This is a genomic window from Pseudomonas sp. AC070, from assembly GCF_979258635.1.
The window spans coordinates 3,158,645-3,184,324 of record NZ_OZ409871.1; the positions used below are offsets into that span (position 1 = coordinate 3,158,645).

The 25,680-nt window shown below is 60.2% G+C and carries 24 protein-coding genes; 20 read left to right on the forward strand and 4 right to left on the reverse strand.

All coding sequences use genetic code 11. The annotated features are described in order from the left end of the window. Positions 1-68 precede the first annotated feature (68 nt). Positions 69-836, forward strand: a complete 768-nt coding sequence (locus tag ACZZ0Q_RS14200; RefSeq protein WP_122497811.1) for an SDR family oxidoreductase — start codon at positions 69-71, stop codon at positions 834-836. 109 nt (positions 837-945) lie between these two features. On the opposite strand, the gene ACZZ0Q_RS14205 is transcribed toward ACZZ0Q_RS14200, so the two are convergent. Further along, positions 946-2,367 carry an HDOD domain-containing protein gene (locus tag ACZZ0Q_RS14205; protein WP_122498531.1) on the reverse strand — a complete coding sequence of 474 codons (1,422 nt, stop codon included), beginning with the start codon at positions 2,365-2,367 and terminating at the stop codon, positions 946-948. Between the two features lie 165 nt (positions 2,368-2,532). On the opposite strand from ACZZ0Q_RS14205, the gene ACZZ0Q_RS14210 reads away from it, so the two are divergent. The 6 genes from ACZZ0Q_RS14210 to fabI are packed head-to-tail and all read left to right on the forward strand — an operon-like array spanning position 2,533 to position 10,810. Next, complete coding sequence (locus ACZZ0Q_RS14210) at positions 2,533-4,362, forward strand: extracellular solute-binding protein (RefSeq protein WP_463541851.1); 1,830 nt, start codon at positions 2,533-2,535, stop codon at positions 4,360-4,362. Continuing rightward, positions 4,359-6,236: an extracellular solute-binding protein gene (locus ACZZ0Q_RS14215; RefSeq protein ID WP_463541850.1), complete on the forward strand. Its 1,878-nt coding sequence runs from the start codon at positions 4,359-4,361 to the stop codon at positions 6,234-6,236. The genes ACZZ0Q_RS14210 and ACZZ0Q_RS14215 overlap by 4 nt, the downstream gene beginning before the upstream one ends. Next, entirely contained in the window at positions 6,237-7,310 is a 1,074-nt protein-coding gene (locus tag ACZZ0Q_RS14220; RefSeq protein WP_122497807.1) for a microcin C ABC transporter permease YejB, read from the forward strand. It begins immediately after the preceding gene. A 14-nt stretch (positions 7,311-7,324) separates the two neighbouring features. Continuing rightward, complete coding sequence (locus ACZZ0Q_RS14225) at positions 7,325-8,344, forward strand: ABC transporter permease (protein WP_463542328.1); 1,020 nt, start codon at positions 7,325-7,327, stop codon at positions 8,342-8,344. Between the two features lies 1 nt (position 8,345). Beyond that, the gene (locus tag ACZZ0Q_RS14230; protein WP_463541849.1) at positions 8,346-9,986 is read left to right on the forward strand and encodes an ABC transporter ATP-binding protein; all 1,641 of its coding nucleotides are present in this window, start codon (positions 8,346-8,348) and stop codon (positions 9,984-9,986) included. Between the two features lie 29 nt (positions 9,987-10,015). Next, positions 10,016-10,810: an enoyl-ACP reductase FabI gene (gene fabI, locus ACZZ0Q_RS14235; protein WP_122453352.1), complete on the forward strand. Its 795-nt coding sequence runs from the start codon at positions 10,016-10,018 to the stop codon at positions 10,808-10,810. A gap of 201 nt (positions 10,811-11,011) precedes the next feature. Here fabI and ACZZ0Q_RS14240 read toward each other — a convergent pair whose 3' ends face one another. Next, positions 11,012-11,326 carry a DUF2288 domain-containing protein gene (locus tag ACZZ0Q_RS14240; protein WP_463541848.1) on the reverse strand — a complete coding sequence of 105 codons (315 nt, stop codon included), beginning with the start codon at positions 11,324-11,326 and terminating at the stop codon, positions 11,012-11,014. 367 nt (positions 11,327-11,693) lie between these two features. Between ACZZ0Q_RS14240 and ACZZ0Q_RS14245 the strand changes: the two genes are divergently transcribed. The 10 genes from ACZZ0Q_RS14245 (at position 11,694) to ACZZ0Q_RS14290 (ending at position 20,848) form a co-directional block, all read left to right on the forward strand. Continuing rightward, complete coding sequence (locus ACZZ0Q_RS14245) at positions 11,694-12,806, forward strand: branched-chain amino acid ABC transporter substrate-binding protein (protein ID WP_463541847.1); 1,113 nt, start codon at positions 11,694-11,696, stop codon at positions 12,804-12,806. A 366-nt stretch (positions 12,807-13,172) separates the two neighbouring features. Next, entirely contained in the window at positions 13,173-14,096 is a 924-nt protein-coding gene (livH, locus tag ACZZ0Q_RS14250) for a high-affinity branched-chain amino acid ABC transporter permease LivH (protein WP_463541846.1), read from the forward strand. Further along, on the forward strand, positions 14,093-15,364 hold the full coding sequence (locus ACZZ0Q_RS14255; RefSeq protein WP_122497798.1) for a high-affinity branched-chain amino acid ABC transporter permease LivM: 1,272 nt from the start codon (positions 14,093-14,095) through the stop codon (positions 15,362-15,364). Before livH ends, ACZZ0Q_RS14255 begins: the two co-directional genes overlap by 4 nt. Next, on the forward strand, positions 15,361-16,128 hold the full coding sequence (gene livG, locus ACZZ0Q_RS14260) for a high-affinity branched-chain amino acid ABC transporter ATP-binding protein LivG (RefSeq protein WP_122453357.1): 768 nt from the start codon (positions 15,361-15,363) through the stop codon (positions 16,126-16,128). Before ACZZ0Q_RS14255 ends, livG begins: the two co-directional genes overlap by 4 nt. A gap of 2 nt (positions 16,129-16,130) precedes the next feature. Continuing rightward, positions 16,131-16,832 (forward strand): ABC transporter ATP-binding protein, encoded by a 702-nt coding sequence (locus ACZZ0Q_RS14265; RefSeq protein WP_463541845.1) that lies wholly within the window; start codon positions 16,131-16,133, stop codon positions 16,830-16,832. Between the two features lie 307 nt (positions 16,833-17,139). Continuing rightward, the gene (locus ACZZ0Q_RS14270) at positions 17,140-17,448 is read left to right on the forward strand and encodes a BufA1 family periplasmic bufferin-type metallophore (RefSeq protein WP_122453359.1); all 309 of its coding nucleotides are present in this window, start codon (positions 17,140-17,142) and stop codon (positions 17,446-17,448) included. Positions 17,449-17,467: 19 nt separating this feature from the next. Next, positions 17,468-18,352, forward strand: a complete 885-nt coding sequence (bufB, locus tag ACZZ0Q_RS14275; RefSeq protein WP_463541844.1) for an MNIO family bufferin maturase — start codon at positions 17,468-17,470, stop codon at positions 18,350-18,352. Beyond that, complete coding sequence (locus ACZZ0Q_RS14280; protein ID WP_463541843.1) at positions 18,349-19,110, forward strand: HvfC/BufC family peptide modification chaperone; 762 nt, start codon at positions 18,349-18,351, stop codon at positions 19,108-19,110. Before bufB ends, ACZZ0Q_RS14280 begins: the two co-directional genes overlap by 4 nt. Then, on the forward strand, positions 19,107-19,589 hold the full coding sequence (locus ACZZ0Q_RS14285) for a DoxX family protein (protein WP_463560687.1): 483 nt from the start codon (positions 19,107-19,109) through the stop codon (positions 19,587-19,589). The genes ACZZ0Q_RS14280 and ACZZ0Q_RS14285 overlap by 4 nt, the downstream gene beginning before the upstream one ends. A 41-nt stretch (positions 19,590-19,630) precedes the next feature. Continuing rightward, positions 19,631-20,848 carry a class I SAM-dependent methyltransferase gene (locus ACZZ0Q_RS14290; RefSeq protein ID WP_463541842.1) on the forward strand — a complete coding sequence of 406 codons (1,218 nt, stop codon included), beginning with the start codon at positions 19,631-19,633 and terminating at the stop codon, positions 20,846-20,848. Positions 20,849-20,960: 112 nt separating this feature from the next. Here ACZZ0Q_RS14290 and ACZZ0Q_RS14295 read toward each other — a convergent pair whose 3' ends face one another. Next, complete coding sequence (locus tag ACZZ0Q_RS14295) at positions 20,961-21,884, reverse strand: LysR family transcriptional regulator (RefSeq protein WP_463560689.1); 924 nt, start codon at positions 21,882-21,884, stop codon at positions 20,961-20,963. A 105-nt stretch (positions 21,885-21,989) separates the two neighbouring features. Here ACZZ0Q_RS14295 and ACZZ0Q_RS14300 point away from each other — a divergent pair, with 105 nt between their 5' ends. The 3 genes from ACZZ0Q_RS14300 (at position 21,990) to ACZZ0Q_RS14310 (ending at position 24,173) form a co-directional block, all read left to right on the forward strand. After that, complete coding sequence (locus ACZZ0Q_RS14300; protein ID WP_463541840.1) at positions 21,990-22,589, forward strand: short chain dehydrogenase; 600 nt, start codon at positions 21,990-21,992, stop codon at positions 22,587-22,589. A gap of 139 nt (positions 22,590-22,728) precedes the next feature. Beyond that, positions 22,729-23,400: a COG3650 family protein gene (locus tag ACZZ0Q_RS14305; protein ID WP_463541839.1), complete on the forward strand. Its 672-nt coding sequence runs from the start codon at positions 22,729-22,731 to the stop codon at positions 23,398-23,400. 92 nt (positions 23,401-23,492) lie between these two features. Beyond that, positions 23,493-24,173, forward strand: a complete 681-nt coding sequence (locus ACZZ0Q_RS14310; RefSeq protein WP_463541838.1) for a phosphatase domain-containing protein — start codon at positions 23,493-23,495, stop codon at positions 24,171-24,173. A 99-nt stretch (positions 24,174-24,272) separates the two neighbouring features. Here ACZZ0Q_RS14310 and ACZZ0Q_RS14315 read toward each other — a convergent pair. Further along, positions 24,273-25,645, reverse strand: a protein-coding gene (locus ACZZ0Q_RS14315; protein ID WP_463560691.1) for an IS3 family transposase whose coding sequence is annotated in 2 segments (ribosomal slippage) — positions 24,273-25,163 and positions 25,166-25,645 — 1,371 coding nt in all. Because the reading frame shifts where the segments join, the coding sequence is not laid out codon by codon here. Positions 25,646-25,680 lie beyond the last annotated feature (35 nt).

Genomic DNA, 25,680 nt, shown 5'->3' on the forward strand with positions numbered 1-25,680 from the left:
GCGGCGGGTTCAGCCACCTGGTCGTCGCTAACCCGACGCTTATAAAAACCCGCAATCAGGGGAACCCCATGTCCAAGACCACTCTGTTCGACCTCGACGGCAAAGTCGCTTTCGTTTCCGGCGCCAGCCGCGGCATCGGTGAGTCCATCGCCAAACTGCTGGCCCAGCAAGGCGCGCATGTGATCGTTTCGAGCCGCAAAATCGAAGGCTGCCAGGCCGTTGCCGACGCCATCATTGCCGACGGTGGCAAAGCCACTGCCATCGCTTGCCACATCGGCGAGATGGAACAGATTCAGAACGTGTTCGCCCAGATTCGCGAGCAGTTTGGCCAACTGGACATTCTGGTCAACAACGCCGCCACCAACCCGCAGTTCTGCAACGTGCTGGACACCGACCTGTCGGCCTTCCAGAAAACCGTGGACGTGAACATTCGCGGCTACTTCTTCATGTCCATCGAAGCCGGCAAGCTGATGCGTGAAAAAGGCAAAGGCAGCATCATCAACGTGGCCTCGATCAACGGCGTATCGCCAGGTGTGTTCCAGGGCATCTACTCGGTGACCAAGGCCGCCGTAATCAACATGACCAAAGTATTCGCCAAGGAATGCGCGCAATTCGGCATTCGCTGCAACGCCCTGCTGCCAGGCCTGACCGACACCAAATTCGCCTCGGCGCTGGTGAAAAACGACGCCATTCTGAACACTGCACTGCAACAGATTCCGCTCAAGCGCGTAGCGGATCCGAGCGAGATGGCGGGCACGGTTCTGTATTTGGCTAGTGATGCTTCCAGCTACACCACGGGTGTGGCGCTAAACGTCGACGGTGGTTTCTTGTCGTAAGAAAATCCCGCGCAATCGGGGTGTGGGCGGGGAAGATCAACAGCATCGCGGCTAAAGCCGCTCCTACAGACCTGCGCAGACTGTGGGACCGGCCTTAGCCGCCTCCGAATCACTTCTTGGTCAACGCCTCCAAACACCGCCCAGTCAGCTGAGTAAACCGCTGAAACGCCACAAACTGTTCATGTTTCAGCGCCCGCCCGGAAATGCGGCTATCGGCGTAGAGCACGCCGATCTGCCGGTTGCCGGCCAGCAATGGGGCGATAAAGAACATGCCTTGGCCCAGCCACTGGCGGATCGGTTGGGTTACCAGTTCGTTGAGGTTGTAGCTGGCCGGCACGCCCATCCACAGCGCTTCACGATGGCGCAGCACGTAGCTAAAAATGTGCGGCTGCTCGGCCTGTTCGGCGGGTAACACGAAGTCGCTGAGCCAGCGTTCGGTTTTTTCACCAACGGCGCGCTTGGCTTTGAAGCGTGTCTGCTCATCGGCCAATACCGCCAGCATCACGCGTTCCAGGCCAGCGCCCTGGTGCAGGCCTTTGAACAACGTCTCGAGAATCAGACCCACGTCGGCGCGCTTGGAGACCATCATGCCGAGGTCTTGCAGCGCCTGTTGCAAGATCAGCAGGTTGGGCTGCAGCAGCCGTGCCTTGCGCTGTTCCTGCTGGGTGCGGATCAGTTCCGGGTCGGTGGAGGGAATCAGCCGGCACAAGGAACTGGCGCCAAACGTGGCGGCCACTTTTACCGCTTCGTCGGCGCTGTCGAGCACTTGTTGCAGCGCTTCTTGCGGCGTCACGCCAATAAAGGTGGCCATCTGATTGATCAGGCCTTCCATTTCCGGCGAGTCCCAGCCTTCCAGCGCCGCTTCGCTGATGCGCGCGCCCAGGTGCACGGCGAACGCGGCGGGGTCGTTGTGGTTGCTGGTGTTGTGGGCCAGGCTGGCGATTTCGCCGAGGTTCCAGCTCTTCACCAGGCCTTGGGTCAGTTGCCGAAAGCTGGTGCCGAGCACTTCGCGCACCACTTCGTCTTCGTTGACGCCGGGACGCGCCAAGGCGGCGCCCAGTTCATCGGCCTGCTCACCGCCACAGCCCCAGAACGCCAGCGCGCCGAGGTGGTAGAGCAACGCGGCGATAAACACTTCTTCCTGGTGCTTGGTCAGCACGTAGCCCGCCATGTTGCGTGCCTGAACGGCGGCGTGAAACGAGCGGGCCAACAGTTCGTGCAGTTGCTCGCTGGAAGCGCGCCCCAGCAAACCGTCGATCAGGCTGACCGACAAACCAATCAGCCGCACGTTGTCGAAACCGATCAGCACAATGGCGCGCGAAATGGTCCGAATCTGTTCCTGGGCGGGGTTGTAGTAAACGCTATTGCCAACGCGCAGCACTTTGGAGGTTAACGACGCGTCGCGCAGCAACACATCGGCCAATTGCTGCACCGACGATTTTTCCGCCTGGGCCAGGCGGTGCAAGTCCTGCACTACGGCGGCCAATGCCGGTAACTCGGCTTGATTCAAACGATCGATCCATGACTGCAATCCATGGGTGCGTGTTGCCAAAATAAAAACCTCGCGGAACATTCTTTCATTGTCGCCAGTAGCCTCTGAAACCGGCCTCCGGGCTTTCTCTTTTTCCAGCGGATACAAGCTGTTACTGTACCGCCACGAAGCTCAATGCCGCTACGGAACGGACCACCTAGCCTGATGCGTTGCCTCCTTTCGCTACTTCTGAGTCTGGCTCTGTGCGTTCCTGCTTTCGCGTCTATCAGCGAAAGTCATGGTTATGCGCAATTCGGCACACTCAAGTATCCCGCCAGTTTCACCCACTTCGATTGGGTTAACCCCGACGCGCCCAAAGGCGGCACGATTCGAGTGATGGCATTTGGCACCTTCGACACTCTAAACCCTTACACCTTTAAAGGTAGCAGCCCTTCGTCTACTCCCAACTTCGCCCAATACGGCATCGGTGAATTAAACGAACCGCTGATGGCCGGCACCGGCCAGTACGACCCTTCCGGCGACGAGCCAGCGTCCAGTTACGGGCTGATCGCCAAGTCAGTGGAATACAGCGAAGACCGCAGCTGGGTGGTGTTCAACCTGCGCCCCGAAGCGCGCTTCAACGACGGCAAACCGGTGACCGCGTTCGACGTGGCGTTTTCCTACCGCACGCTGCTCAAGCAAGGTCATCCGCAATACCGCACCAACCTGCAGGAGGTGGCGCGGGTCGACATCCTCAATCGCCACCGCATCCGCTTTGTGCTCAAGCGCGCCGGCAATCCGCTGCTGATTCTGCGCCTCGGCGAGCTGCCCATTCTGCCGCAGCACTATTGGAAAGACCGCGACTTCAAAGCCACCACCTTCGACGCCCCGGTAACCAGCGGCCCGTACCGAATCACCGAAATCACGCCAGGCCGCAGTCTGGTGTTCGAGCGCGTAAAAGACTGGTGGGGCGCCGACTTGCCGGTGAACCGCGGCAAGTACAACTTCGACCGTATGGATGTCGAGTTCTACCGTGACAGCGACGTCGCCTTCGAAGCCTTCAAGGCCGGCGAATTCGATTTCTATATCGAGCACCAGGCAAAAAACTGGGCCAACGGTTACCGCTTCCCAGCCGTGAAACGCGGTGACGTGATCCGCGCGCAAATTCCCCATCAAATTCCCACGCAGACCCAGGGGCTGTTCATGAACAGCCGGCGCACAACCTTTGCCGATGAAAAGGTGCGTGAAGCCATGGGCCTGATGCTCGATTTCGAGTGGACCAATCGCACTCTCTTTAACGATTCCTACACCCGCGCCAGCAGTTATTTCCCCAACAGCGAGTTCAGCGCTACCGGTAAGCCCGAAGGCCGCGAGTGGCTGCTGCTCTCGCCGTTCCGCGAACAATTGCCCGCCCGCTTGTTTACCGAGCCGTTCGCGGTGCCGAAAACCCAGGGCGGCGGCATTCCGCGGGAAACCCTCAGGCGCGCGCTGGGTCTACTGGCCGACGCCGGCTGGAAGCTCAACGGCCAACGTCTGCAAAATGCCAAGGGCGAACCGCTGCGCTTTGAGCTGCTGCTGGTCAACCCCAACCTTGAGCGCATTCTCCAGCCGTATGTGGAAAACCTCGCCAGCATTGGCGTACAGGCAAACTTGCGCACCGTCGACCGGGCGCAATATAAACAGCGGCTGGACCAATTCGACTTCGACATGATTCTGATGACGCTGCAGCAAAACCTCAGCCCCGGCCTCGAACAATGGCAGTACTTCCACTCCAGCCAGGCCAACGTCAAAGGCAGCAAGAACTACGCGGGCGTTCGCAGCCCGGTGGTCGACAGCCTGCTGGAAAGCCTGTTGGCAGCCCAAACCCGCGACGAACAGGTGGCCGCGACCCGCGCCCTGGACCGCGTATTGCTGTCGCAGCACTACATGATTCCCAACTGGTACCTCAACTACCACCGCCTGGCGTACCGCAACCGGTTCGCCTCCGTCACCACGCCGCCTTACACCCTCGGGTTGCGCGCCTGGTGGCTGAAGCCCACGGAGAAGGCTTTATGACCTTGTTTTTGCGCACCGTGCTGCGCGTTGGCAGCGGCGCCCTGCTCGCCGGTCTCTGCCTGGCAGCCGCAGCGGCGCCGCAACATGCCATTACCCTGTACGACGAAGCGCCCAAATACCCCGCCAACTTCAAACACTTCGACTACGTAAACCCCGACGCCCCCAAAGGCGGCACCCTGCGCCTGGCCGGCAACGGCGGCTTCGACAGCCTTAACCCGTTCATTCCCAAGGGCGTGTCGGCCGATCAACTGGGCTTGCTGTACGACAGCCTCACCTACCACTCCCCCGACGAGCCGTTCACCGAGTACGGGTTGATCGCCGAGAAAATCGAGAAGGCCGCCGACGACAGTTACGTGCGCTTCTTTATCAACCCGAAGGCGCGCTTCAACGACGGCACGCCCGTCACCGCCGACGACGTGATTTTCACCTTCAACACCCTGCTGAAAAACGGCGACCCGATGTACCGCAACTACTACGCGGACGTCGACACCGTGGTGGCCGAAACGCCGCTGACCGTTCGCTTTAACTTCAAGCATGCCGGCAACCGTGAGCTGCCGTTAATCATCGGCCAACTGCAAATTCTGCCGAAACACTGGTGGGCCACGCGCGACTTCAACAAAGCCAACCTTGAAGTACCGCTGGGCAGCGGCCCGTACCGCATTACCCAAGTGTCGCCAGGCAGCAGCATCCGCTACGAACGCAACCCCAACTGGTGGGCCAAGGACCTGCCCGTAACGCGCGGCTACTACAACTTCGACACCGTGCAAATCGACTACTACCGCGATATGTCGGTGGCGCTCGAGGCGTTCAAGGCCGGCCAGTTCGACTTCAACCTCGAGTACTCCGCCAAAGACTGGGCCACCGGCTATGACTGCCCGGCCTTGCGCGATGGCCGCATCGTTAAAGAAGCCCTGCCCAACCACAACTCGGTGGGCATGCAGTCGTTTGCCTTCAACATTCGCCGGCCCAAATTCCAGGACCCGCGCGTTCGCGAAGCCATCAGCTTGTTGTTCGATTTCGAATGGTCGAACAAGCAGTTGTTCTTCAGCTCCTACAAGCGCAACAGCAGCTACTTCGAAAACTCCGACATGGCCGCCCACGAGCTGCCCGACGCGGCCGAGCTGAAACTGCTCGAACCGCTGCGCGGCAAAGTGCCCGACCAAGTATTTACTGACGTGTTTCGCCCGCCCGTGTCGTCGGGCGACGGCATGATCCGCGAGCAAAAGCGCAAGGCTTACAAGCTGCTGCTGGATGCCGGCTACAAGATTGAAAACGACAAAATGGTCGGCCCCGACGGCAAGCCACTGGCCTTCGAGTTCATGCTGTACCAACTGAACATGGAGCGCATTCTGCTGCCCTTTATGCGCAACCTGGCCGAGTTGGGCATCGATATGCAGATTCGCCGTGTCGACGCCTCGCAGTTCGTGAACCGTCTGCGCTCGCGTGACTTCGACATGACCAACGCCACCTGGGGCCAATCCAACTCGCCCGGCAACGAGCAGCGTGAGTACTGGCATTCCAGCAGCGCCGACAGCCCCGGCAGCCGCAACTTCATTGGCCTGCGCGACCCGGCCATCGATGAACTGGTCGACGGCCTGATTCGCTCCGACTCCCGGCAAAGCCTGATCACCCATGCACGCGCCCTCGACCGCGTGCTGCTGTGGGGCAACTATGTGATTCCCAACTACTACATCGACACCTGGCGCATCGCCCGCTGGAACAAATTTGGCCGGCCCGCCATCACGCCGAAATATGATTTTGGCTTGATGACCTGGTGGCAAACCCGCGAGACCGCTGAGGGCACCTCCCCAGCGGCAGCGCCGGCCAGCACCGATGCCGCGCCGCCCGAAGCGGCCCCACAGGATTCCCAATAAATGCTTGCCTACATTCTGCGGCGCCTGCTGCTAATTATTCCGACGTTGCTGGGCATCTTGCTGCTCAACTTCATCATCATCCAAGCCGCGCCGGGCGGGCCGGTGGAACAGATGATCGCCAAGCTGGAAGGCTTTGAAGGCGCCACCAGCCGCATTTCTGGCGGCGGCGCCGAAGTGTCGGTGGCCGGTTCCAATTACCGAGGCGCGCAAGGCCTGGACCCGGAGCTGGTCAAAGAAATCGAGAAAATGTACGGCTTCGACAAATCAGCACCGGAGCGTTTCTGGCTGATGCTCAAAAGCTATGCGCAGCTCGATTTCGGCAACAGCTTCTTCCGCGACGCCAAGGTGGTCGACCTGATCGTGGAGAAAATGCCGGTGTCCATTTCCCTCGGGTTATGGAGCACGCTGATCATGTACCTGGTGTCCATTCCGCTGGGCATCGCCAAAGCTATGCGCAACGGCAGCACCTTTGATGTGTGGACCAGCTCGGCGATCATCGTCGGCTATGCGATTCCGGCATTTCTGTTCGCCATTTTGCTGATCGTATTGTTTGCTGGCGGCAGCTATTACGACTGGTTTCCCCTGCGCGGGCTGACGTCGAATAACTTCGACCAAATGAGCATGGGCGGCAAAATTCTCGACTACTTCTGGCACTTGGTGCTGCCGGTGATGGCGCTGGTGATCGGCAACTTCGCCACCCTCACCTTCCTGACCAAAAACAGCTTTCTCGACGAAATCAACAAACAGTACGTGGTCACCGCGCGGGCCAAGGGCCTGACCAACAACGCGATTCTGTACGGCCACGTCTTCCGCAACGCCATGCTGCTGATCATCGCCGGCTTCCCCGCCGCGTTTATCAGCATTTTCTTCACGGGTTCGCTGATGATCGAAGTGATCTTCTCCCTCGACGGCCTAGGCCTGATGAGTTTTGAGGCGGCGATCAACCGCGACTACCCTATCGTGTTCGGCACGCTGTTTATCTTCACCTTGCTAGGCCTGGTGGTGAAGTTGATCGGCGACATCACTTACACCTTGGTCGATCCGCGCATCGACTTCGCGAATCGGGAGGGTTGAGCATGGGCACTGGATTGAAAATGTCACCCCTCAACCGTCGCCGTTTCGAACGCCTGAAAGCGCACAAGCGCGGCTGGTGGTCGCTGTGGCTGTTTCTTGTGCTGTTCGTGGCAAGCCTGGGCGCCGAGCTGATCGCCAACGACAAACCGCTGGTGGTGCATTACGACGGCGGCTGGTATTTCCCGGTATTCAAGCGCTATCCGGAAACTACCTTTGGTGGCGAATTCCCGTTGGAGGCGAACTACAAGAGCCCGTACATCCGCGAACTGATCGCCGAAAAAGGCGGCTGGACGCTGTGGCCACCGATTCCGTTCAGCTACTCCACCATCAACTACGACCTCAAAGTGCCGGCCCCCGCGCCACCCTCAGCGGACAACCTGCTGGGCACCGATGACCAGGGGCGAGACGTGTTTGCCCGGGTGATTTATGGCTTCCGCATCTCCGTGCTTTTCGCCCTGACGCTGACCATTTTCAGCTCGGTGATCGGCGTGGTCACCGGCGCGCTGCAAGGCTTTTATGGCGGCTGGGTTGACCTGCTCGGCCAGCGTTTTCTGGAAGTGTGGTCGGGGCTGCCGGTGCTGTATCTGCTGATCATCCTCGCCAGCTTTGTGCAGCCCAACTTCTGGTGGCTGCTGGGCATCATGCTGTTGTTCTCGTGGATGACGCTGGTGGACGTGGTGCGCGCTGAATTCCTGCGGGGCCGCAACCTGGAATACGTGCGCGCCGCGCGAGCGCTCGGCATGGAGAACGGCGGCATCATGTTCCGCCACATTCTGCCCAACGCGATGATTTCGACCATGACTTTTATGCCGTTCATTCTCACCGGCGCCATCGGCACGCTGACCGCGCTGGATTTTCTCGGCTTCGGCCTGCCGGCCGGCTCGCCGTCGCTGGGTGAACTGGTGGCGCAGGGTAAATCCAACACCCAGGCGCCGTGGCTTGGCATCAGCGCCTTTGCCGTGCTGGGCCTGATGCTGACCCTGTTGGTGTTTATCGGCGAGGCTGCTCGCGATGCCTTCGACCCAAGGAAATAACATGGGCCAGAACCCTAAAACACCGCCAAACACCGCGCCGGAAAACCTCATTGAAGTGCGCGACCTGGCTGTGGAATTCACCTCAGGCGAAAGCCGTCAGTGCGTGATTCAAGGCTTGAATTTCGACATTCGCCGTGGCGAAACCTTGGCGCTGGTTGGCGAAAGCGGCTCGGGCAAATCGGTGACGGCGCACTCAATTCTGCGCCTGCTGCCCTACCCGCTCGCGCGCCACCCAGCCGGCAGCATTCGCTATGCCGGGCACGACCTGCTGACCGTCAACGAAAAGAAACTCCGGCACATCCGTGGCAACCGCATTGCCATGATTTTCCAAGAGCCGATGACCTCGCTGAACCCGCTGCACAATATCGAAAAGCAGATCAACGAAGTGCTGGCCTTGCACAAAGGCCTGACCGGCAAAGCCGCAACCAAGCGCACCCTGGAATTGCTCGACCTGGTGGGCATTCCCGAGCCGCACAAACGCCTCAAAGCGCTGCCCCACGAGTTGTCCGGCGGCCAACGCCAGCGGGTGATGATCGCCATGGCGCTTGCCAACGAGCCGGAGCTGTTGATCGCCGACGAGCCAACCACGGCGCTGGACGTCACCGTGCAGCTGAAAATCCTCGAACTGCTGAAAGATTTGCAGGCCCGCCTGGGCATGGCGCTGCTGCTGATTACCCACGATTTGAACCTGGTGAAACGAATTGCGCACCGGGTATGTGTCATGCAGCGCGGAGTGATCGTCGAACAGGCTTCATGCGATGAACTGTTCGACAATCCGCAGCATCCCTACACCCAGGAATTGCTCGGAGCCGAGCCCAGCGGTTCGCCGGTCGCCAACGCAGCCGGCAAGCCAGTGCTCGAAGTCGAAGACCTGCGGGTGTGGTTTCCGATCAAAAAGGGCGTACTGCGCCATACGGTCGATCATGTGAAAGCGGTGGACGGCATCCACTTCAGCCTGCACCAGGGCCAAACCCTGGGCATTGTGGGCGAAAGCGGTTCCGGCAAATCCACCCTCGGGTTGGCGATTTTGCGGCTGATTGGCAGCAAGGGCGTTATCCGCTTTCAAGGCCAGGACATGCACGACCTGACCCAGCATCAAGTGCGGCCTTTGCGGCGGCAGATGCAGGTGGTGTTTCAGGACCCGTTTGGCAGCCTGAGCCCGCGGATGTCGGTGTGTCAGATCATTGGTGAAGGGCTGCGCATTCATAAGATGGGCAGCGAAGAAGAACAGGAGCAGGCAATAATCGATGCACTGTTGGAGGTAGGTCTGGATCCGGAAACCCGGCATCGCTACCCCCACGAGTTCTCCGGTGGGCAACGGCAGCGAATCGCCATCGCCCGGGCACTTGTGCTCAAGCCGGCATTGATTCTGCTGGATGAACCCACCTCGGCACTGGACCGTACCGTGCAGCGTCAGGTGGTGGAATTACTGCGATCGCTGCAGCGCAAGTACAACCTGACCTACTTGTTCATCAGCCATGACCTGGCGGTGGTCAAGGCGCTGAGTCACCACTTGATGGTGGTCAAGCAGGGTCGGGTTGTGGAACAGGGGCCAGCCGAAGCCATTTTCGCCGCCCCGCAACACGTATATACGCAGCAGTTGCTGGAGGCCGCTTTCCTGGTCCCAGCCACTGCCGATTAATCCTTGAAAGCAGGAAGAGGAATAACACCATGGGTTTTCTCGCCGGTAAGCGCGTACTGATCGTCGGTGTCGCCAGCAAGCTGTCCATCGCATCCGGCATTGCTGCCGCCATGCATCGCGAGGGTGCTGAACTCGCCTTCACCTACCAGAACGAAAAGCTCAAAGGCCGCGTGGAAGAATTCGCCGCTGGCTGGGGCTCGAACGCCGACCTGTGCTTCCCGTGCGACGTGGCCAGCGACGAAGAAATCGCCAACGTGTTCGTTGAGTTGGGCAAGAAGTGGGACGGCCTGGACGTGATCGTTCACTCCGTCGGTTTCGCCCCTGGCGACCAACTGAATGGCGACTTCACCGAAGTCACTACCCGTGACGGCTTCCGCATCGCCCACGATATCAGCGCCTACAGTTTCGTAGCCCTGGGCAAAGCCGGTCGCGAAATGATGAAAGGCCGCAACGGCAGCCTGCTCACTCTCTCGTACCTGGGCGCCGAGCGCACCATGCCCAACTACAACGTGATGGGCATGGCCAAAGCCAGCCTGGAAGCGGGCGTGCGTTATCTGGCAGGCAGCCTCGGCCCGGAAGGCACTCGCGTGAACTGCATCTCGGCTGGCCCGATTCGCACCCTGGCGGCGTCCGGCATCAAAAGCTTCCGAAAAATGCTCGCCGCCAACGAAGCGCAAACCCCACTGCGCCGTAACGTGACCATCGAAGAAGTCGGCAACGTCGGCGCCTTCCTGTGCTCGGATTTGGCCTCGGGTATTAGCGGTGAAATCACCTATGTGGACGGTGGCTTCAACACCACGGCCATGGGTGCGATCGAAGAGTAAGAACGTTGGTATGAAGAAGCCGCTCGATTGAGCGGCTTTTTTTTGCGTTTTTGTAGGAGCCACCTTGGTGGCGAACCCTGCGAACCGAAATTCTGGATCCTCGTTTGCAGGGTTCGCTAGCAAGCTAGCTCCTACAGGCGGCGTTCGATTTGGCGGCTTTTGTAGGAGCCACCTTGGTGGCGAACCCTGCAAGCGAAATTTTCAATCCTCGTTTGCACGGCCCCGCTCTTGAACCAACACCCAAGGCGCCACCACCACAGCCCACAGCGTCGGGTCACGGTCGAGTAAGTCCTGCGCCAGCGCGGCTTCAACCTTGCAAACCGTTTCATCCGCCAACCACTGCGCCACCTGGGCGCCGTTGTCTTGCGCAAAGCCCATGGCCACTTCGATCAGGTCACTGCCCGGCGCTACCCACAGCAAGGCGCCACGGGCGAAGAAGGGTTGCAGCTCCTGCCAGGTGATCGGGGCGGTTTCGCCTAGCAACTTGGCGTAAAGCGGGTCGATGGCGTCGGTCATTACGGGCTCTTTTGTTCGACAAGATGTAAATGGCGGCCAAGCCGCCGGGCGGCAATGATAGCGGCGTTTGCCGCGGGAACAAGATCGGCTTGACGCTCTGCCCGGCGGCGACGACACGCCGTTTTTCTATACATTTATTTCGATTTAGCGACATTGCCTACAGACAGCATCAGTCGCCGCTTTTCAAGGCACAAATCGGCACTCTAAACTCCGCCGTTAAAGTTGCCAGGACCCTCGTATTCAAAGGGACTTAGGGCCGGGGATTTTCGTCTGGCGCCGCAGCTTAGGCCAACAGGGCATGAACCGCTCGCGCAGCACGCGTGATCGGGTCTTACAAAAAAACGAAAAAACATAAGAGTGGAGCACTATGAACAAGGCTACTAAGCAACTGTTTGCAGCCATGGCTATGGCCGGCGTCGCCAGCTATTCACTAGCAGCTGACACCATCAAAATCGGCCTGGCTGGCCCGGTTACCGGCGCGGTCGCTCAATACGGCGAGATGCAGTTCATCGGTGCCAAAATGGCCATCGAACAAATCAACAAGGCTGGCGGCGTAAACGGCCAGCAGCTCGAAGGCGTGGTGTACGACGACGCTTGCGACCCCAAACAAGCCGTGGCCGTGGCCAACAAAATCGTTAACGACGAAGTGAAATTCGTGGTTGGCCACCTGTGCTCCAGCTCCACTCAGCCGGCTTCGGACATTTACGAAGACGAAGGCATTCTGATGATTACCGCGGCCTCGACCAGCCCGGAAATCACCGCCCGTGGTTATCAGCTGGTGTTCCGCACCATCGGTTTGGACAGCCTGCAAGGCCCAACCGCCGGCAACTTCATTGCTGACCACATCAAGCCAAAAACCGTTGCGGTCATCCACGACAAGCAGCAATACGGTGAAGGCATCGCCACTGCCGTTAAGCAAACCCTGGAAGCCAAAGGCGTGAAAGTCGCGCTGTTCGAAGGCATCAATGCCGGCGACAAAGACTTCTCGGCCATGATCTCCAAGCTGAAACAAGCCAACGTCGACTTCGTTTACTACGGCGGCTACCACCCAGAACTCGGCCTGCTGCTGCGTCAGTCGGCTGAGAAAGGCCTGAAAGTTCGCTACATGGGCCCAGAAGGCGTGGGTAACAAAGAGCTGTCGGCCATCGCTGGCCCGGCTTCCGAAGGCTTGCTGGTTACCCTGCCGAAGTCGTTCGACCAAGACCCGAAAAACCAGGCGCTGGTTGAAGCGTTCAAAGCCAAGAAAGAAGACCCGAGCGGTCCTTTCGTGTTCCCGGCTTACGCAGCGGTACAAGTGATTGCCGAAGGCATCAAGAAAGCCGGCGACACCGACACCGCCAAGGTAGCGGCCGCCCTGCGCGCCAACACCTTCAACACCCCGACTGGCGACCTGAGCTTCGACGCCAAAGGCGATCTGAAAGACTTCAGCTTCGTGGTCTATGACTGGCACGCTGACGGCACCAAAACAGAAGCCAAGTAAGTAACAAGCCGCAACCCGAAGCCCACTGCGCACGCAGTGGGCTTTGTTTTAAGAGGTAAACGGGTCCACGCTCAGCCACAAGCGAATGAGCGCCACCCACGCGAAAGCTTCAAAACCCCAATCCCCAGCTAAATAGCAAGGCAGACCGCCACTGGCAGGTCTGAGCGGCGCGAGCCGACCCCGCACGGGGCGAAGCACAAGGCGTGCTTCGTGATGGAAGCGATTGACCACACCGCTTGGCTGGAACCCCAGCTAACTGTGCCCACACCGAGTGGATGCAGCCGTAACCGGCCTGCAGGAAACATCTCGACCTGACAGAGCTATCGAGTCGCGCAACAGGTTTTGTAAGTTTTCAGGAGAGTTCTGATGCCTGACATCTACCATTTCTTACAGCAGCTGGTTAATGGCTTGACCATTGGCAGCACGTACGCCTTGATCGCCATCGGTTACACGATGGTGTACGGCATTATCGGCATGATCAACTTCGCCCATGGCGAGGTGTACATGATCGGTTCCTACATCGCCTTTCTGGTGATCGCCGGCCTGACCATGCTGGGTCTGGACAGCCTGCCGATCATTCTGATCGCGGCGTTTGCGGCCACCATCATTGTCGCCAGTGCCTACGGCTACAGCATTGAACGGGTCGCCTACCGACCGCTGCGCGGCAGCAACCGTTTGATTCCGCTGATTTCGGCAATCGGTATGTCGATATTTCTGCAGAACGAGGTCCTCCTCGCGCAGAACTCCAAAGACAAAGCGATTCCAAACCTGATCCCCGGCAACTTCGTATTTGGCGAAAGCACCATGAACGGTGTGGTCATCTCCTATATGCAAGTGCTGATCTTCGTCGTCACGTTCCTGGTGATGGCCGGCCTCACGGTGTTTATCTCTCGCTCCCGCCTGGGCCGCGCCTGCCGCGCCTGCGCCGAGGACATCAAGATGGCCAACCTGCTGGGCATCAACACCAACAACATCATTGCCCTGACCTTCGTGATCGGCGCCACCCTGGCGGCCGTTGCGGCGGTGTTGCTGGGCATGCAGTACGGCGTAATCAACCCGAACCTGGGCTTCCTCGCCGGCATCAAGGCCTTTACCGCAGCGGTACTCGGCGGCATCGGCAGCATTCCGGGCGCCATGCTCGGCGGTCTGGTGTTGGGTGTGGCCGAAGCGTTTGGTGCCGACATTTTCGGCGACCAATACAAAGACGTGGTGGCGTTCAGCCTGTTGGTGCTGGTGCTGTTGTTCCGCCCGACCGGCATTCTCGGTCGCCCGGAGGTTGAAAAGGTATGACCAGTTCTATTAAAGCCAAACAGCTCAAGACGGCGTTTTTCAGCGCCCTGCTGGTGCTGGCCGTGGCCTACCCGATTCTGGGCCTGAAGCTGAATATCGTCGGCATCAAGCTGGAAGTGCACGGCGCCAGCGCGCCGGTGCTGTGGACCATTTTCGCCTGCGCCATCGGCATGTTTTTCTGGCAGTTGTTCCGCACCCAGTTGGGCAATGCCTGGGACGCCGTGCCGAAAGTGCCGGGCGTGCCGTCGTCGGCCACCAACTTCCTGACCCTGCCCTCGACCCAGCGCTGGTTCGTGCTGGCCCTGGTGGTGGTAGCGCTGGTGTGGCCGTTCTTCGGCTCGCGCGGCGCGGTGGACATCGCCACGCTGATCCTAATTTACGTGATGCTCGGCCTCGGCCTGAACATCGTGGTCGGCCTGGCGGGTCTGCTCGACCTGGGTTACGTCGGCTTCTACGCCGTCGGTGCCTACAGCTATGCCCTGCTCTCGCACTACTACGGTTTCGGTTTCTGGCTGTGCCTGCCGATTGCCGGCCTGATGGCGGCGCTGTTCGGCTTCTTGCTGGGCTTCCCGGTGCTGCGGTTGCGCGGCGACTACCTGGCCATCGTCACGTTGGGTTTCGGCGAGATCATCCGCATTCTGCTGCGTAACCTCACCGAGCTCACCGGCGGCCCGAACGGCATCAGCAACATCGACAAACCGACCCTGTTCGGCCTGAGCTTCGAGCGCAAGGCGGCGGAAGGCCTGCAAACCTTCCACGAATATTTCGGCATCGCCTACAACTCGATCTACAAAGTGATCTTCCTGTACCTGGTGGCTTTGCTGCTGGTGTTGGTCGCGCTGTTCGTCATCAACCGCCTGCTGCGCATGCCCATCGGCCGTGCGTGGGAAGCGCTGCGTGAAGACGAAATCGCCTGCCGCGCTCTGGGCATGAACCCGACCGTGATCAAACTCTCGGCCTTCACCCTCGGCGCCTGCTTCGCCGGTTTCGCCGGCAGCTTCTTTGCCGCGCGCCAGGGCCTGATCACGCCGGAGTCGTTCACCTTCCTGGAGTCGGCAACCATTCTGGCCATCGTTGTACTCGGTGGCTTGGGCTCGCAGCTGGGGGTGATTCTGGCCGCCATCGTGATGATTCTGCTGCCCGAGCTGATGCGTAACTTCAGCGAGTACCGGATGCTGCTGTTCGGTGCCCTGATGGTGTTCATGATGATCTGGCGTCCACAGGGCTTCTTGCCCATGCAGCGCCCGCACTTGGAGTTGAAGCAATGAGCCGCCCGATTCTTGAAGTAAGCGGCCTGTGCATGCGCTTCGGCGGTCTGTTGGCCGTGAACGGTGTGGGCCTGACCGTGCAAGAGAAACAAGTGGTGTCGATGATCGGCCCGAACGGCGCCGGCAAAACCACCGTGTTCAACTGCCTGACCGGTTTCTACAAACCCACCAGCGGCACCATCCTGCTCGACGGCGAAGCCATTCAGGGGCTGGCCGGCCATGAGATCGCCCGCAAGGGCGTGGTGCGTACGTTTCAGAACGTGCGCCTGTTCAAAGACATGACCGCCATTGAAAACCTGCTGATTGCCCAGCACCGGCACATCAACACCAACTTCCTGGCCGGTCTGTTCAAGACCCCGGCGTTCCGAAAAAGCGAGCGCGAAGCCATGGAGTTCGCCGCGCATTGGCTGGACAAAGTGAACCTCACCGAGGTCGCCAACCGCCCGGCCGGCACGCTGGCGTACGGGCAGCAACGCCGCCTGGAAATCGCCCGCTGCATGATGACCCGCCCTCGCCTGCTGATGCTCGACGAGCCGGCGGCCGGTCTCAACCCGAACGAAACCGAAGAGCTCAAGCAGCTCATCGGCGTGCTGCGCGATGAATACAACGTCACGGTGCTGCTGATCGAACACGACATGAAACTGGTCATGAGCATTTCCGACCACATCGTTGTGATCAACCAAGGCACGCCGCTGGCCGATGGCACTCCGGAGCAGATCCGCGACAATCCGGAAGTGATCAAAGCCTATTTGGGGGAAGCGTAACCATGCTGTATTTCGACAACGTTTCCACCTTCTACGGCAAGATCCAGGCGTTGCATAACGTCAACGTGCAAGTGCACAAAGGCGAGATCGTCACCCTGATCGGCGCCAACGGGGCCGGTAAATCCACCCTGCTGATGACCCTGTGCGGCTCGCCGCGCGCCGCCAGCGGCAGCATTCGCTACCAAGGCGAAGAACTGGTGGGCCTGGAATCCAGCGAGATCATGCGCAAAAGCATCGCGGTAGTGCCTGAAGGCCGCCGCATCTTTGCCCGCCTGACCGTTGAAGAAAACCTGGCCATGGGCGGTTTCTTCACCGACAAAGGCGACTACCAGGAACAGCTCGACAAAGTGCTGCACCTGTTCCCGCGCCTGAAAGAGCGCTACAGCCAGCGCGGCGGCACCATGTCTGGCGGCGAACAGCAAATGCTCGCCATCGGCCGTGCGCTGATGAGCAAGCCGCAGCTGCTGCTGCTCGACGAGCCGTCGCTGGGCTTGGCACCGATCATCATTCAGCAGATTTTCCAGATCATCGAACAGCTGCGCCAAGACGGTGTGACCGTGTTCCTGGTGGAACAAAACGCCAACCAGGCGCTGAAGATTGCTGACCGGGCGTATGTGCTGGAAAACGGGCATGTCGTTATGGAAGGTACAGGTGAGTCGTTGCTCACCGACCCGAAAGTAAGAGACGCCTATCTGGGTGGCTAAGCGATCGGCTGCGCGTCGGCGGGGCTGCGTTAAAACAGGTTTTTAAATGCTCATTGGCTACAGCCAACTGCGCTTTAAAAACCTGTTTTGCCTTGCCCCGCTCTAGCTCGCTCGATCTGGATCGGCGTGCGACAAAGCCCAAGCTCATTTCCTTCCTGAAATTCGCGATGCTTCTGATCTTGATCCCCGCCAGTCAAAATTAGTGAAAATAATTTAATCCCCCCTGTAACAACCCCCCGCCTCGTTTCTCTACTTCACTAAGCAGGCCACTACGGCTTGTTTCCTCCCACTGAAGAGAGACACTTCCATGAACAACAAAAACCGCCCTCTGCATACCGCCGCCCTCGCTCTGGCTTTGGGCAGCGCTTTGAGCATTGCCGCCGCGCCGATGGTTGCCCATGCCGATGACAGCAAAGGCGAAAAATGTTTTGGCGTTTCCATGAAGGGTAAAAACGATTGCGCAGCAGGCGCGGGCACCACCTGTGCTGGCACGTCCACCAAGGACTACCAGGGCAGCGCCTGGAAACACGTACCGGCCGGCACCTGCGAAAAAACCGCCAGCCCGACCTCCCCGACCGGCTTCGGTCAGATGGCAGCGTTTAAAGAAAAAGCCTAAGTACGCGAGGCGCGCCGTCATGAATCAGTCCGTTATCGCTTCCCATGGCGCGCCTCTCGCTTCTGTTTCAAACCTGCCCGCGCGAGCGGGTTTGGGTTTGAAGTCCCAGCATTACCAAGCCATTCTCGCCAGCCTGCCCGCCATTGGTTTCTTCGAAATTCATGCGGAAAACTACATGGTCGCCGGCGGCCCTTTTCATCACTACCTCGGGCAGATTCGCCAGCATTACCCGCTGTCGCTGCACGGGGTCGGGTTGTCGATTGGCGGCGCCGAGGCGCTGGATCGCGACCACCTGCAACGCCTCGCGACCCTGCTGGAACGCTACGAGCCTGCGGCGTTTTCCGAGCACCTGGCCTGGTCCAGCCACGGACCCACGTACCTGAACGATCTGCTGCCCGTGGCCTACGACGAACCAACGCTGGCGCGCGTGTGCGAACACATCGACCACACGCAAACCGTGCTCAAGCGCCGCATGCTCCTGGAAAACCCCGCCACCTACGTCGAGTTCACCGCCTCAAGCCTGAGCGAGGCCGCGTTTATCCGCGACGTCGTGCAGCGCACCGGCTGCGGCTTGCTGCTGGACGTCAACAACCTGTACATCTCGTGCATCAACCACCAGCGCGACGTGCAGGCTTATCTCAACGAACTGCCGTTGCACGCCGTGGAGCAGATTCACCTCGCTGGTTTCGCCGAAGACCGCGACAGCAGCGGCGCCCGCCTGTTGATCGACAGCCACGGCGCGCCGGTAGACGACGCGGTGTGGCAGCTGTACGCCGAACTTATCGCCCGCCTCGGCCCGCGGCCCACGCTGATCGAACGCGACAACGACGTGCCGCCGCTGGAACACCTGCTCGCCGAAGCGCACATGGCCGAACGCGTACTGACCCGGAGCACAGCGCGATGAGCCTGCACGCCGAGTTTGAGCAAGCCCTGCTGAGCGACGAGAACACCACGCCGAGCGGGCTGCACACCTACAACGGCTCCGACCCGGCGGCCCGTTTCGCTGTGTACCGCAACAACGTGCTCAGCTCGCTGATCAATGCCCTGGCCGATACCTTTCCCGTTGTGCAGCAGTTGGTCGGCGAGGCGTTTTTCCGCGCCATGGCGGCGGTGTACGTAAAAGCCAATCCGCCTTCCTCGTGCCTGTTGGTCCACTACGGAAGCGACTTCCCGTTGTTTATAGAAACCTTCAAGCCTACCGCCACGCTGCCGTACCTCGCGGACATGGCCCGCCTGGAAGCCTTGCGAGTGCAGGCTTACCACGCGGCTGATGCCGAGCCCGTCGCGCATGAGGTGCTAGCCGGCGCGCTAGGCGACAGCGAGCGTCTGGGCGATTTGCGGTTTCAGTTGCACGCCTCCGTTCACCTGCTGACGTCGGCTTACGGGGTGCGCTCGCTATGGGCAGCGCATCAGGGCGAGTTGGCCATCGAGCAGGTTGACCTCGGCACCGCCGAACATTGCCTGGTGCTGCGTCAGCACCTCGACGTGCTGGTAATCGGCATCGACGCCGACAGCGCCGGCTTTATTGGCCGGCTGCTGAATGGCCAGACCTTCGCCGACGCGGCGCAATCCTGCGCGCCGGATTTCGACCTCGGCGCCGCCCTGGCACTGCTGATCTCCCACGGCGCGATCACCGCGCTTTCTTACCGAGCTGCCCCATGAACATCCAACGCCTGATCGACCTGTTCGAAAAAATTCCCCACAGCCTGATCGCCTTTATCGCGCGCTTTTCCATTGCGGCGGTGTTCTGGCGATCGGGCCAAACCAAAGTCGAGGGCTTTGCCGTCGACCTGGTCAGCGGCACCTTTGTCTACGACAACCCGCACCTGGCCGACTCGACCGTTCCGCTGTTCACCAGTGAATACGCGCTGCCGTTGATCCCGCCCGAAACGGCGGCGTACCTCGCCACGTTCAGCGAGCACCTGTTCCCGGTGCTTATTCTGCTGGGCCTGGCCACACGCTTTTCCGCCTTGGCACTGCTGGGCATGACGCTGACGATTCAGCTGTTCGTCTACCCCGACGCCTACCCCGTGCACGGCACCTGGGCGGCGATTTTGCTGCTGCTGATGGCGCGCGGGCCTGGCGTGCTGTCCATCGACCACCTGCTGGCGCGGCGCCACAGAACGGCGCGAACCCTGTAGCATTACCGCCCCTCGCTAGCCAGTGAATACCGGGCCCGTCCATGTCAGTCGAAGTTTCCGCCGCCGCCACCACCGATGACCGTGGCGATTTTCTCGCCCTCGTGGAAAAAAGCCTGGTGCAGAACACCTTGGTCAAGGTGCTGCTGAGCAAATACCAGGGCGACGAAACCGAGCTGCAACGGGTAGCGATCCGTCCGGTAACCGTGCGTGGCCAGGCGTGTTTGTCGTTCGTGTACACCTACAAAACCCGCGACATCACCAAGAATTTCCCCCACGCCGAGGCCCTGGCCCTGATCGCCGACTTACTGCCGGCCGCGTTCAAAAACGCCCACCTGCTGTCGCTCACCGACGACGTGCAACTGACCTTCGGCAAGAAAAACAAAAGCCGGCTTTTCATGGGCAAGGCTGTGGAACGCGAAGGCGCCCAGGCCGGCCATGACCGCGAGAAAAAACGCTTTCTGGAACTGACGCGCCCGTTCCTCACCGACCTCGGCGTCACCACCGCCAAGCACGAACTGGTGCCGGCGATGGCGCGCAAGTGGAAGCAGATCAACAAGTTCGTCGAAGTGTTTTCCCACGCCCTTGCCAGCTCGCCGCTGCAACAACGCGGCGCCGACGAAGCGATTCACGCGGTCGATTTCGGCTCCGGCAAGGGCTACCTGACCTTCGCCATGCACGACTATTTGCGCAACAGCCTCGGCCGCCAGGGCAAGGTCACCGGCGTGGAGTTGCGTGAAGACATGGTGCGCCTGGGCAACGACGCCGCCGCGCGCCTGGAGCAACCGGGCCTTAGCTTCGAACACGGCGACGTGCGCACGTACACGCCGGCCGCCATCGACATCATGATCGCCCTGCACGCCTGCGACGTAGCCACCGACTACGCCATCCACCTGGGCATTCGCAGCGACGCCTCGATCATCATGTGCTCGCCGTGCTGCCACAAACAGATCCGCCCACAGATGCAAACCCCGGCCCTGCTGCGGCCGATGCTGCAATACGGCGTGCACCTAGGGCAGGAAGCCGAAATGGTCACCGACAGCCTGCGCGCCCTGCTGCTCGAAGCCTGCGGCTATGAAACCAAAGTGTTCGAATTCGTCTCGCTGGAACACACCAACAAAAACAAAATGATCCTCGCCGTAAAACGCCCCGAACCGGTCGACCCGGCACCGGTGATGGAGCGGATTCAAGGAATCAAAACGTTTTACGGGATTCAGGAGCAGTGTCTGGAGACGTTGCTCAAGGCTGATCTGCGCGTTTGACCCACCCTCACCCCCAGCCCCTCTCCCAGAGGTAGAGGGAGAGGAAAGCCTGCGAGCACCCCGTTTTGCCCCCTCTCCCCTCGTGGGAGAGGGTTGGGGTGAGGGGGGGACCTTAAGGCGCCACGGCCGTCAAACGATCCAACTCCCCCCGCCGCTCTTCAAACCACGCCAACAAATAATCCGCCAACACCTGCGTACGCTTGGGCAACCCATGCTGATAGGCATGCACCAGAAACACCGGACTGATGCGCGTCTGGTAATCGCGCAGCAGCCACACCAGCGTGCCGTCGAGCAACTCCTGATGCACCAGGTACGAGGGCAACCGCGCAATCCCCGCCCCGCCCAGGCAGGCTTTTTTCAGCAAGCTGTAGCGGTTGCTGGCAAACGGGCCGTTTACTTGCACACGGGTTAACTCATGCTGGCGGTGGTACAGCCACTCCTCGGCGCCGCTGTAGTGGCTGTTGAGCAAGCACACCTGCTCACTCAGCGCCTGCGGCTCGCGCACTTGGCCGTGAGCCGCCACATACGCCGGGCTGGCGCAGGTCAGTTCCTGCATCGACAACAACGGCCGCGCCACCAGGCGATCATCGCTCTGCTCACCGCTGCGAATGGCCAGGTCGAAGCCATCGGCCACCAGATCGCGGTAGCTGTTGCTCAGCTCCAGCTCGATGCGAATGTGCGGATAGGCGCGGGCGAACTCCAGTTGCAGGGCGTCGAAAAAGGTATCGCCCAGCGACACCGGCGCCGTAATGCGCACCACGCCGCTCGCCTCCTCCTGCAAACGCGCCAGGGTTTGCCGCGCCCGTGTCGCTTGCGCAACCAACGCCTGCGCTTCCGGCAACAAGGCTGCGCCCGCAGCGGTCAGCGACAACCGCCGCGTGGTGCGGTGCAGCAAGCTGATGCCCAAGCCCTGCTCCAGCACGCCAATGCGCTTGGACAACTGCCCCTTGCTGCACCCCAACCGCAAAGCGGCGGCGGTAAAACTGCCGGCCTCGACCAGCGTGGCGAAGGCCGCCAGATCATCCATTTCACTCATGGCGATTGTTTCCCAACGAGAACCAAAGGTTTCCAATTAGACGGATTATCGCTCACAAACTGCCGTCCTACACTGCGTCCCACACCCAACCCGAGGAGCAGTGCCATGAAAATCATCCTGATCGGTGCCAGCGGCACCATTGGCCAAGCCGTAGCGCGTGAACTGGCCGAGCGCCATGAAGTGATTCGCGTCGGTCGCAGCAGCGGCGACTTCCAGGTCGACATCCGCGACGCCGCCTCCATCCGCCAGTTGTTCGAACAAACCGGCCGCTTCGATGCACTGGTCAGCACCACCGGTTCGGTGCACTTCGGCGCGCTGGCCGACCTGCAAGCCGAACAGTTCGCCATCGGCCTGAACGACAAGCTGATGGGCCAGGTGAACCTGCTACTAATCGGCCGCGAATTCATCAACGACGGCGGCTCATTCACCTTCACCTCCGGCATCCTCAGCGACGACCCCATCGTTGCCGGCGCCTCGGCCAGCATGGTTAACGGCGCGCTCAACAGCTTCGTCAAAGCCGCCGCTATCGAACTGCCGCGCGGCCTGCGCGTGAACGTAGTCAGCCCCAACGTGCTGGTGGAATCCATGGACAGCTACGGCCCGTTCTTCCGTGGCTTCAAGCCGGTGCCGGCAGCAGACGTTTCTCTCGCCTACTCGAAAAGCGTTGAGGGCAAGCAAACCGGGCAGATTTATACCGTCGGGTGAGTGACGGGCCCCACGATGCTGAAGCCCCCAGATTTCTGTAGGAGAGGCTTCAGCCTCGATGCTTTTCAATCCGCGCTCCGCTCTTGTGCCAACGCAGACCCATGGGTAACGTGGCCGCACTTTCCAGGAGACCCTCCCGATGCGCGCCGTTCGCCCTCTGCTGTTTGCCCTGCTGCCCCTGTTCGCCAGTTGCGCCATGTTTGACCAACAGGACGAAACACCGGTCTCGCCCGGCACCCGCATGCAAGGTGAACTAAGCGTCAGCAACGGCAAACTGCTGCTGCGCCCGTGCCAGGAACAGCGCCGTTTCGTCATCAGCGACAGCGGCAACACCGGCCTGCTGCAAGAATCCGCCTCCCTGCTCGACAGCCGCGACGCCACCCTGTTCGCCGACGTTAGCGGCAACCTCGGCGCCAGCCCGGTGGCCGGCACCGACGGCCAGCTCAACCTCACCCGCCTGTACCGCGTGCAACGCGAAGGCCACGGCTGCGACGACCCAAACTTCAAACGCCAAATGCTGCGTGCCAGCGGCCACGAGCCGGACTGGAGCGTGAGCGTCAACGCCAAAGGCATGGTGCTTGAGCGTCCGAACCAGGAACCGTTGGCGCTGCCCTACCTGGAAGAACAATTGCCCAACGGCCGCTTCAACCTCACCAGCGAAGCCAACGGCTTGCGCATAGAACTGTGGGTGGCCCCGCAACGCTGCGTCGACAGCGCCACCGGCGCCGTGCAATTTCTTTCCGCCGAACTGCGCAGCAACGGCAAAGTGGAACGCGGCTGCGCCTACTTCGGCGGCTCGCGCACGCAATAAAACGCCTCGCCTTTCACCGTTTTTTCACATCGATTTGATAAACGCTTCACCGGCCGATTCCTAGCATGGGTGCCCTTACTTGAGGGGCTTTCATGCGCACGTCTTATCGTCTGGTGGTTGCTGTTGCGGGGTTTATCGCGCTGGTGGGCGTGGCGCTGCTCGTCCATTTCCGCCACGCCCAGGCCGCACCGGTTGAAGTCTTCAGCGCCGCGCAAAACGAAACCTGGGCGCGGCCGGTCGACAGCAGTTTCAAACTCTTCGAAATGTCACCCACCCTCTACCGCAGCGCACTGCCCAAGCCGCAAAACCTGGCGGTGCTGGAACAGCTTCAAGTGCGCACCGTGGTCAGCCTGAGCAAAGACGACGACCGCGAATGGCTGGGCAACAGCGACATCACCCTGATCAACATCCCCCTGCACGCCGACCGCGTAAACGACGCCGATGTGCTGCACGTGCTAAACACCCTGCAACTGGCCGAAACCCGCGGCCCGGTGCTGATGCACTGCAAACACGGCAGCGACCGCACCGGTTTGATGGCCGCGATGTTCCGCACGGTGATTCAAGGCTGGAGCAAGCAGGAAGCCCTGAGCGAAATGCTCAATGGCGGCTATGGGCAGGCCGACGACATGGAGGATGCGCGCCGCTATGTGGAGCGGGCGGACGTGGATAAATTGCGTGAGGCGTTGACGAACGGGCGGTGTGATACGTCGTTGGTGTCGACGTGTTATGTGAAGGGGTGGTTTAACGCGGCGACGTCGACGGCTGTTCGGTGAGGGGTGACGGGGGGGTCCGTTGTGTCACTGCATGGCGGCTGAAGCCGCTCCCACAGGTTGTGCGATTGAAGTGCGCCCCAAAAGTTGGACACGTACTGGTTAAGCCATGACGGCCTTTGCTCTGTAAGCAACAGGGCTGAGGCCGCCTAGCTTCATCTTGATCCGATCATGGTTGTAGTAACGGATGTATTCGTCCAGCCCGGCTTGCAGCTGAGCGACGTTATCGAAACGCTCGCGGTAGAAGTACTCCGACTTAAGCGTGCCAAAAAAGCTCTCCATTGTGGCGTTGTCCAGGCAGTTGCCTTTGCGTGACATGCTTTGCTTCAGGCCTGCTTTTTCCAAGCGCTCCCGGTAGTCAGGATATTGGTAGTGCCAGCCCTGATCTGAGTGCAGCAGCGGTTTTGCCGTCTCGGGCAGACCTTCAAGCGCTTGCTCCAGCATGCGGCCTACCAAGGCGTAACGTGGTCGGGTGTCGGTTTGATAGGCAACGATTTCGCCGTTGAACAGGTCCAGCACCGGGGACAGGTAAAGCTTTTCGCCGGCCACTTTGAACTCGGTTACGTCCGTGACCCACTTCTGGTTTGGCTGGTCCGCTTCAAACTGACGGGCCAAAACATTAGGCGAAGCCTTGCCGACCAAGCCCCGATACGAGCGGTACTTTTTCGGTCGCACCGTGCACTTAAGATTTAGATCGCCCATGAGGCGCCGCACCGTTTTGCTGTTAACCATCTGGCCAGCATTACGCAACGCAGCGGTCATTCGGCGATAGCCATAGCGCCCCATATGCTCCTCCTGAACGCTCTGGATAGAGGCTTTCAGAGGCGCGAACCGATCTCCGGTGTTCATCAGATTGAGCTGGTAGTAATACGTGCTGCGCGCCAACTGCGCGACTTCAAGCAGTTCTTCGAGCGAGAAATGATCACGCAGCTCGGTGATCAACTTCGTTTTTTCTTTGCTGCTTTCTCCTGCCTTTTCTTCTCCTCCCTGTGCTCCTTGAGCTTTTTTAGCCAGGCGTTCTCCACTTGGAGCTTGCGTAGCTTGAGCAGCAACTCAGCATGCGAAAGATCTTCATCGCTTGTGGTTTCAGGTGCAGAGGGCTTGGCGGGAGGTAGTGTCATAACGGCGGGCGGTCCTTTCCTGGCTGACTCCAGGGCTTCAAAGCCGCCACTGTAATACTGCTGCTGCCATATGCCCACTTGGGTTGAATTACCCAAATTGAAAGCCGCGGCCACGCAACGAAAAGAAAGATTTTCACGCCACATCTGCTGAAGAACAGCGAGCTTGAACTCTGCGCTATAGCTGACTGGCCGGGCCCGCAGGCTGGCATCGCCATGCAACCGGTAGGCTTCTACCCAACGCCGAAGCAGGGTGGGATCTAGCTGGAATTGCTCAGCAATAAAGCGAAAGCCTCGGCCTCGCTCAAGGAAGGCGGTGATAACAGACAGCTTGAAATGCGTTGTGTACTTGCTCATGGAAGAAGCCCCAAAGGTTGGATGGGTGTCCAACT

Excerpts from the sequence above, each read along its gene's own strand:
- ACZZ0Q_RS14220 (WP_122497807.1), top strand. The coding sequence starts at position 6,237 with ATGCTTGCCTACATTCTGCGGCGCCTGCTGCTAATTATTCCGACGTTG.
- ACZZ0Q_RS14240 (WP_463541848.1), bottom strand. The coding sequence starts at position 11,326 with ATGACCGACGCCATCGACCCGCTTTACGCCAAGTTGCTAGGCGAAACC.
- ACZZ0Q_RS14270 (WP_122453359.1), top strand. The coding sequence starts at position 17,140 with ATGAACAACAAAAACCGCCCTCTGCATACCGCCGCCCTCGCTCTGGCT.
- livH (WP_463541846.1), top strand. The coding sequence starts at position 13,173 with ATGCCTGACATCTACCATTTCTTACAGCAGCTGGTTAATGGCTTGACC.
- bufB (WP_463541844.1), top strand. The coding sequence starts at position 17,468 with ATGAATCAGTCCGTTATCGCTTCCCATGGCGCGCCTCTCGCTTCTGTT.
- ACZZ0Q_RS14280 (WP_463541843.1), top strand. The coding sequence starts at position 18,349 with ATGAGCCTGCACGCCGAGTTTGAGCAAGCCCTGCTGAGCGACGAGAAC.
- ACZZ0Q_RS14230 (WP_463541849.1), top strand. The coding sequence starts at position 8,346 with ATGGGCCAGAACCCTAAAACACCGCCAAACACCGCGCCGGAAAACCTC.
- ACZZ0Q_RS14215 (WP_463541850.1), top strand. The coding sequence starts at position 4,359 with ATGACCTTGTTTTTGCGCACCGTGCTGCGCGTTGGCAGCGGCGCCCTG.
- ACZZ0Q_RS14245 (WP_463541847.1), top strand. The coding sequence starts at position 11,694 with ATGAACAAGGCTACTAAGCAACTGTTTGCAGCCATGGCTATGGCCGGC.
- ACZZ0Q_RS14310 (WP_463541838.1), top strand. The coding sequence starts at position 23,493 with ATGCGCACGTCTTATCGTCTGGTGGTTGCTGTTGCGGGGTTTATCGCG.
- ACZZ0Q_RS14255 (WP_122497798.1), top strand. The coding sequence starts at position 14,093 with ATGACCAGTTCTATTAAAGCCAAACAGCTCAAGACGGCGTTTTTCAGC.
- ACZZ0Q_RS14300 (WP_463541840.1), top strand. The coding sequence starts at position 21,990 with ATGAAAATCATCCTGATCGGTGCCAGCGGCACCATTGGCCAAGCCGTA.
- ACZZ0Q_RS14305 (WP_463541839.1), top strand. The coding sequence starts at position 22,729 with ATGCGCGCCGTTCGCCCTCTGCTGTTTGCCCTGCTGCCCCTGTTCGCC.
- ACZZ0Q_RS14200 (WP_122497811.1), top strand. The coding sequence starts at position 69 with ATGTCCAAGACCACTCTGTTCGACCTCGACGGCAAAGTCGCTTTCGTT.
- ACZZ0Q_RS14285 (WP_463560687.1), top strand. The coding sequence starts at position 19,107 with ATGAACATCCAACGCCTGATCGACCTGTTCGAAAAAATTCCCCACAGC.
- ACZZ0Q_RS14265 (WP_463541845.1), top strand. The coding sequence starts at position 16,131 with ATGCTGTATTTCGACAACGTTTCCACCTTCTACGGCAAGATCCAGGCG.
- ACZZ0Q_RS14290 (WP_463541842.1), top strand. The coding sequence starts at position 19,631 with ATGTCAGTCGAAGTTTCCGCCGCCGCCACCACCGATGACCGTGGCGAT.
- ACZZ0Q_RS14295 (WP_463560689.1), bottom strand. The coding sequence starts at position 21,884 with ATGAGTGAAATGGATGATCTGGCGGCCTTCGCCACGCTGGTCGAGGCC.
- fabI (WP_122453352.1), top strand. The coding sequence starts at position 10,016 with ATGGGTTTTCTCGCCGGTAAGCGCGTACTGATCGTCGGTGTCGCCAGC.
- livG (WP_122453357.1), top strand. The coding sequence starts at position 15,361 with ATGAGCCGCCCGATTCTTGAAGTAAGCGGCCTGTGCATGCGCTTCGGC.
- ACZZ0Q_RS14210 (WP_463541851.1), top strand. The coding sequence starts at position 2,533 with ATGCGTTGCCTCCTTTCGCTACTTCTGAGTCTGGCTCTGTGCGTTCCT.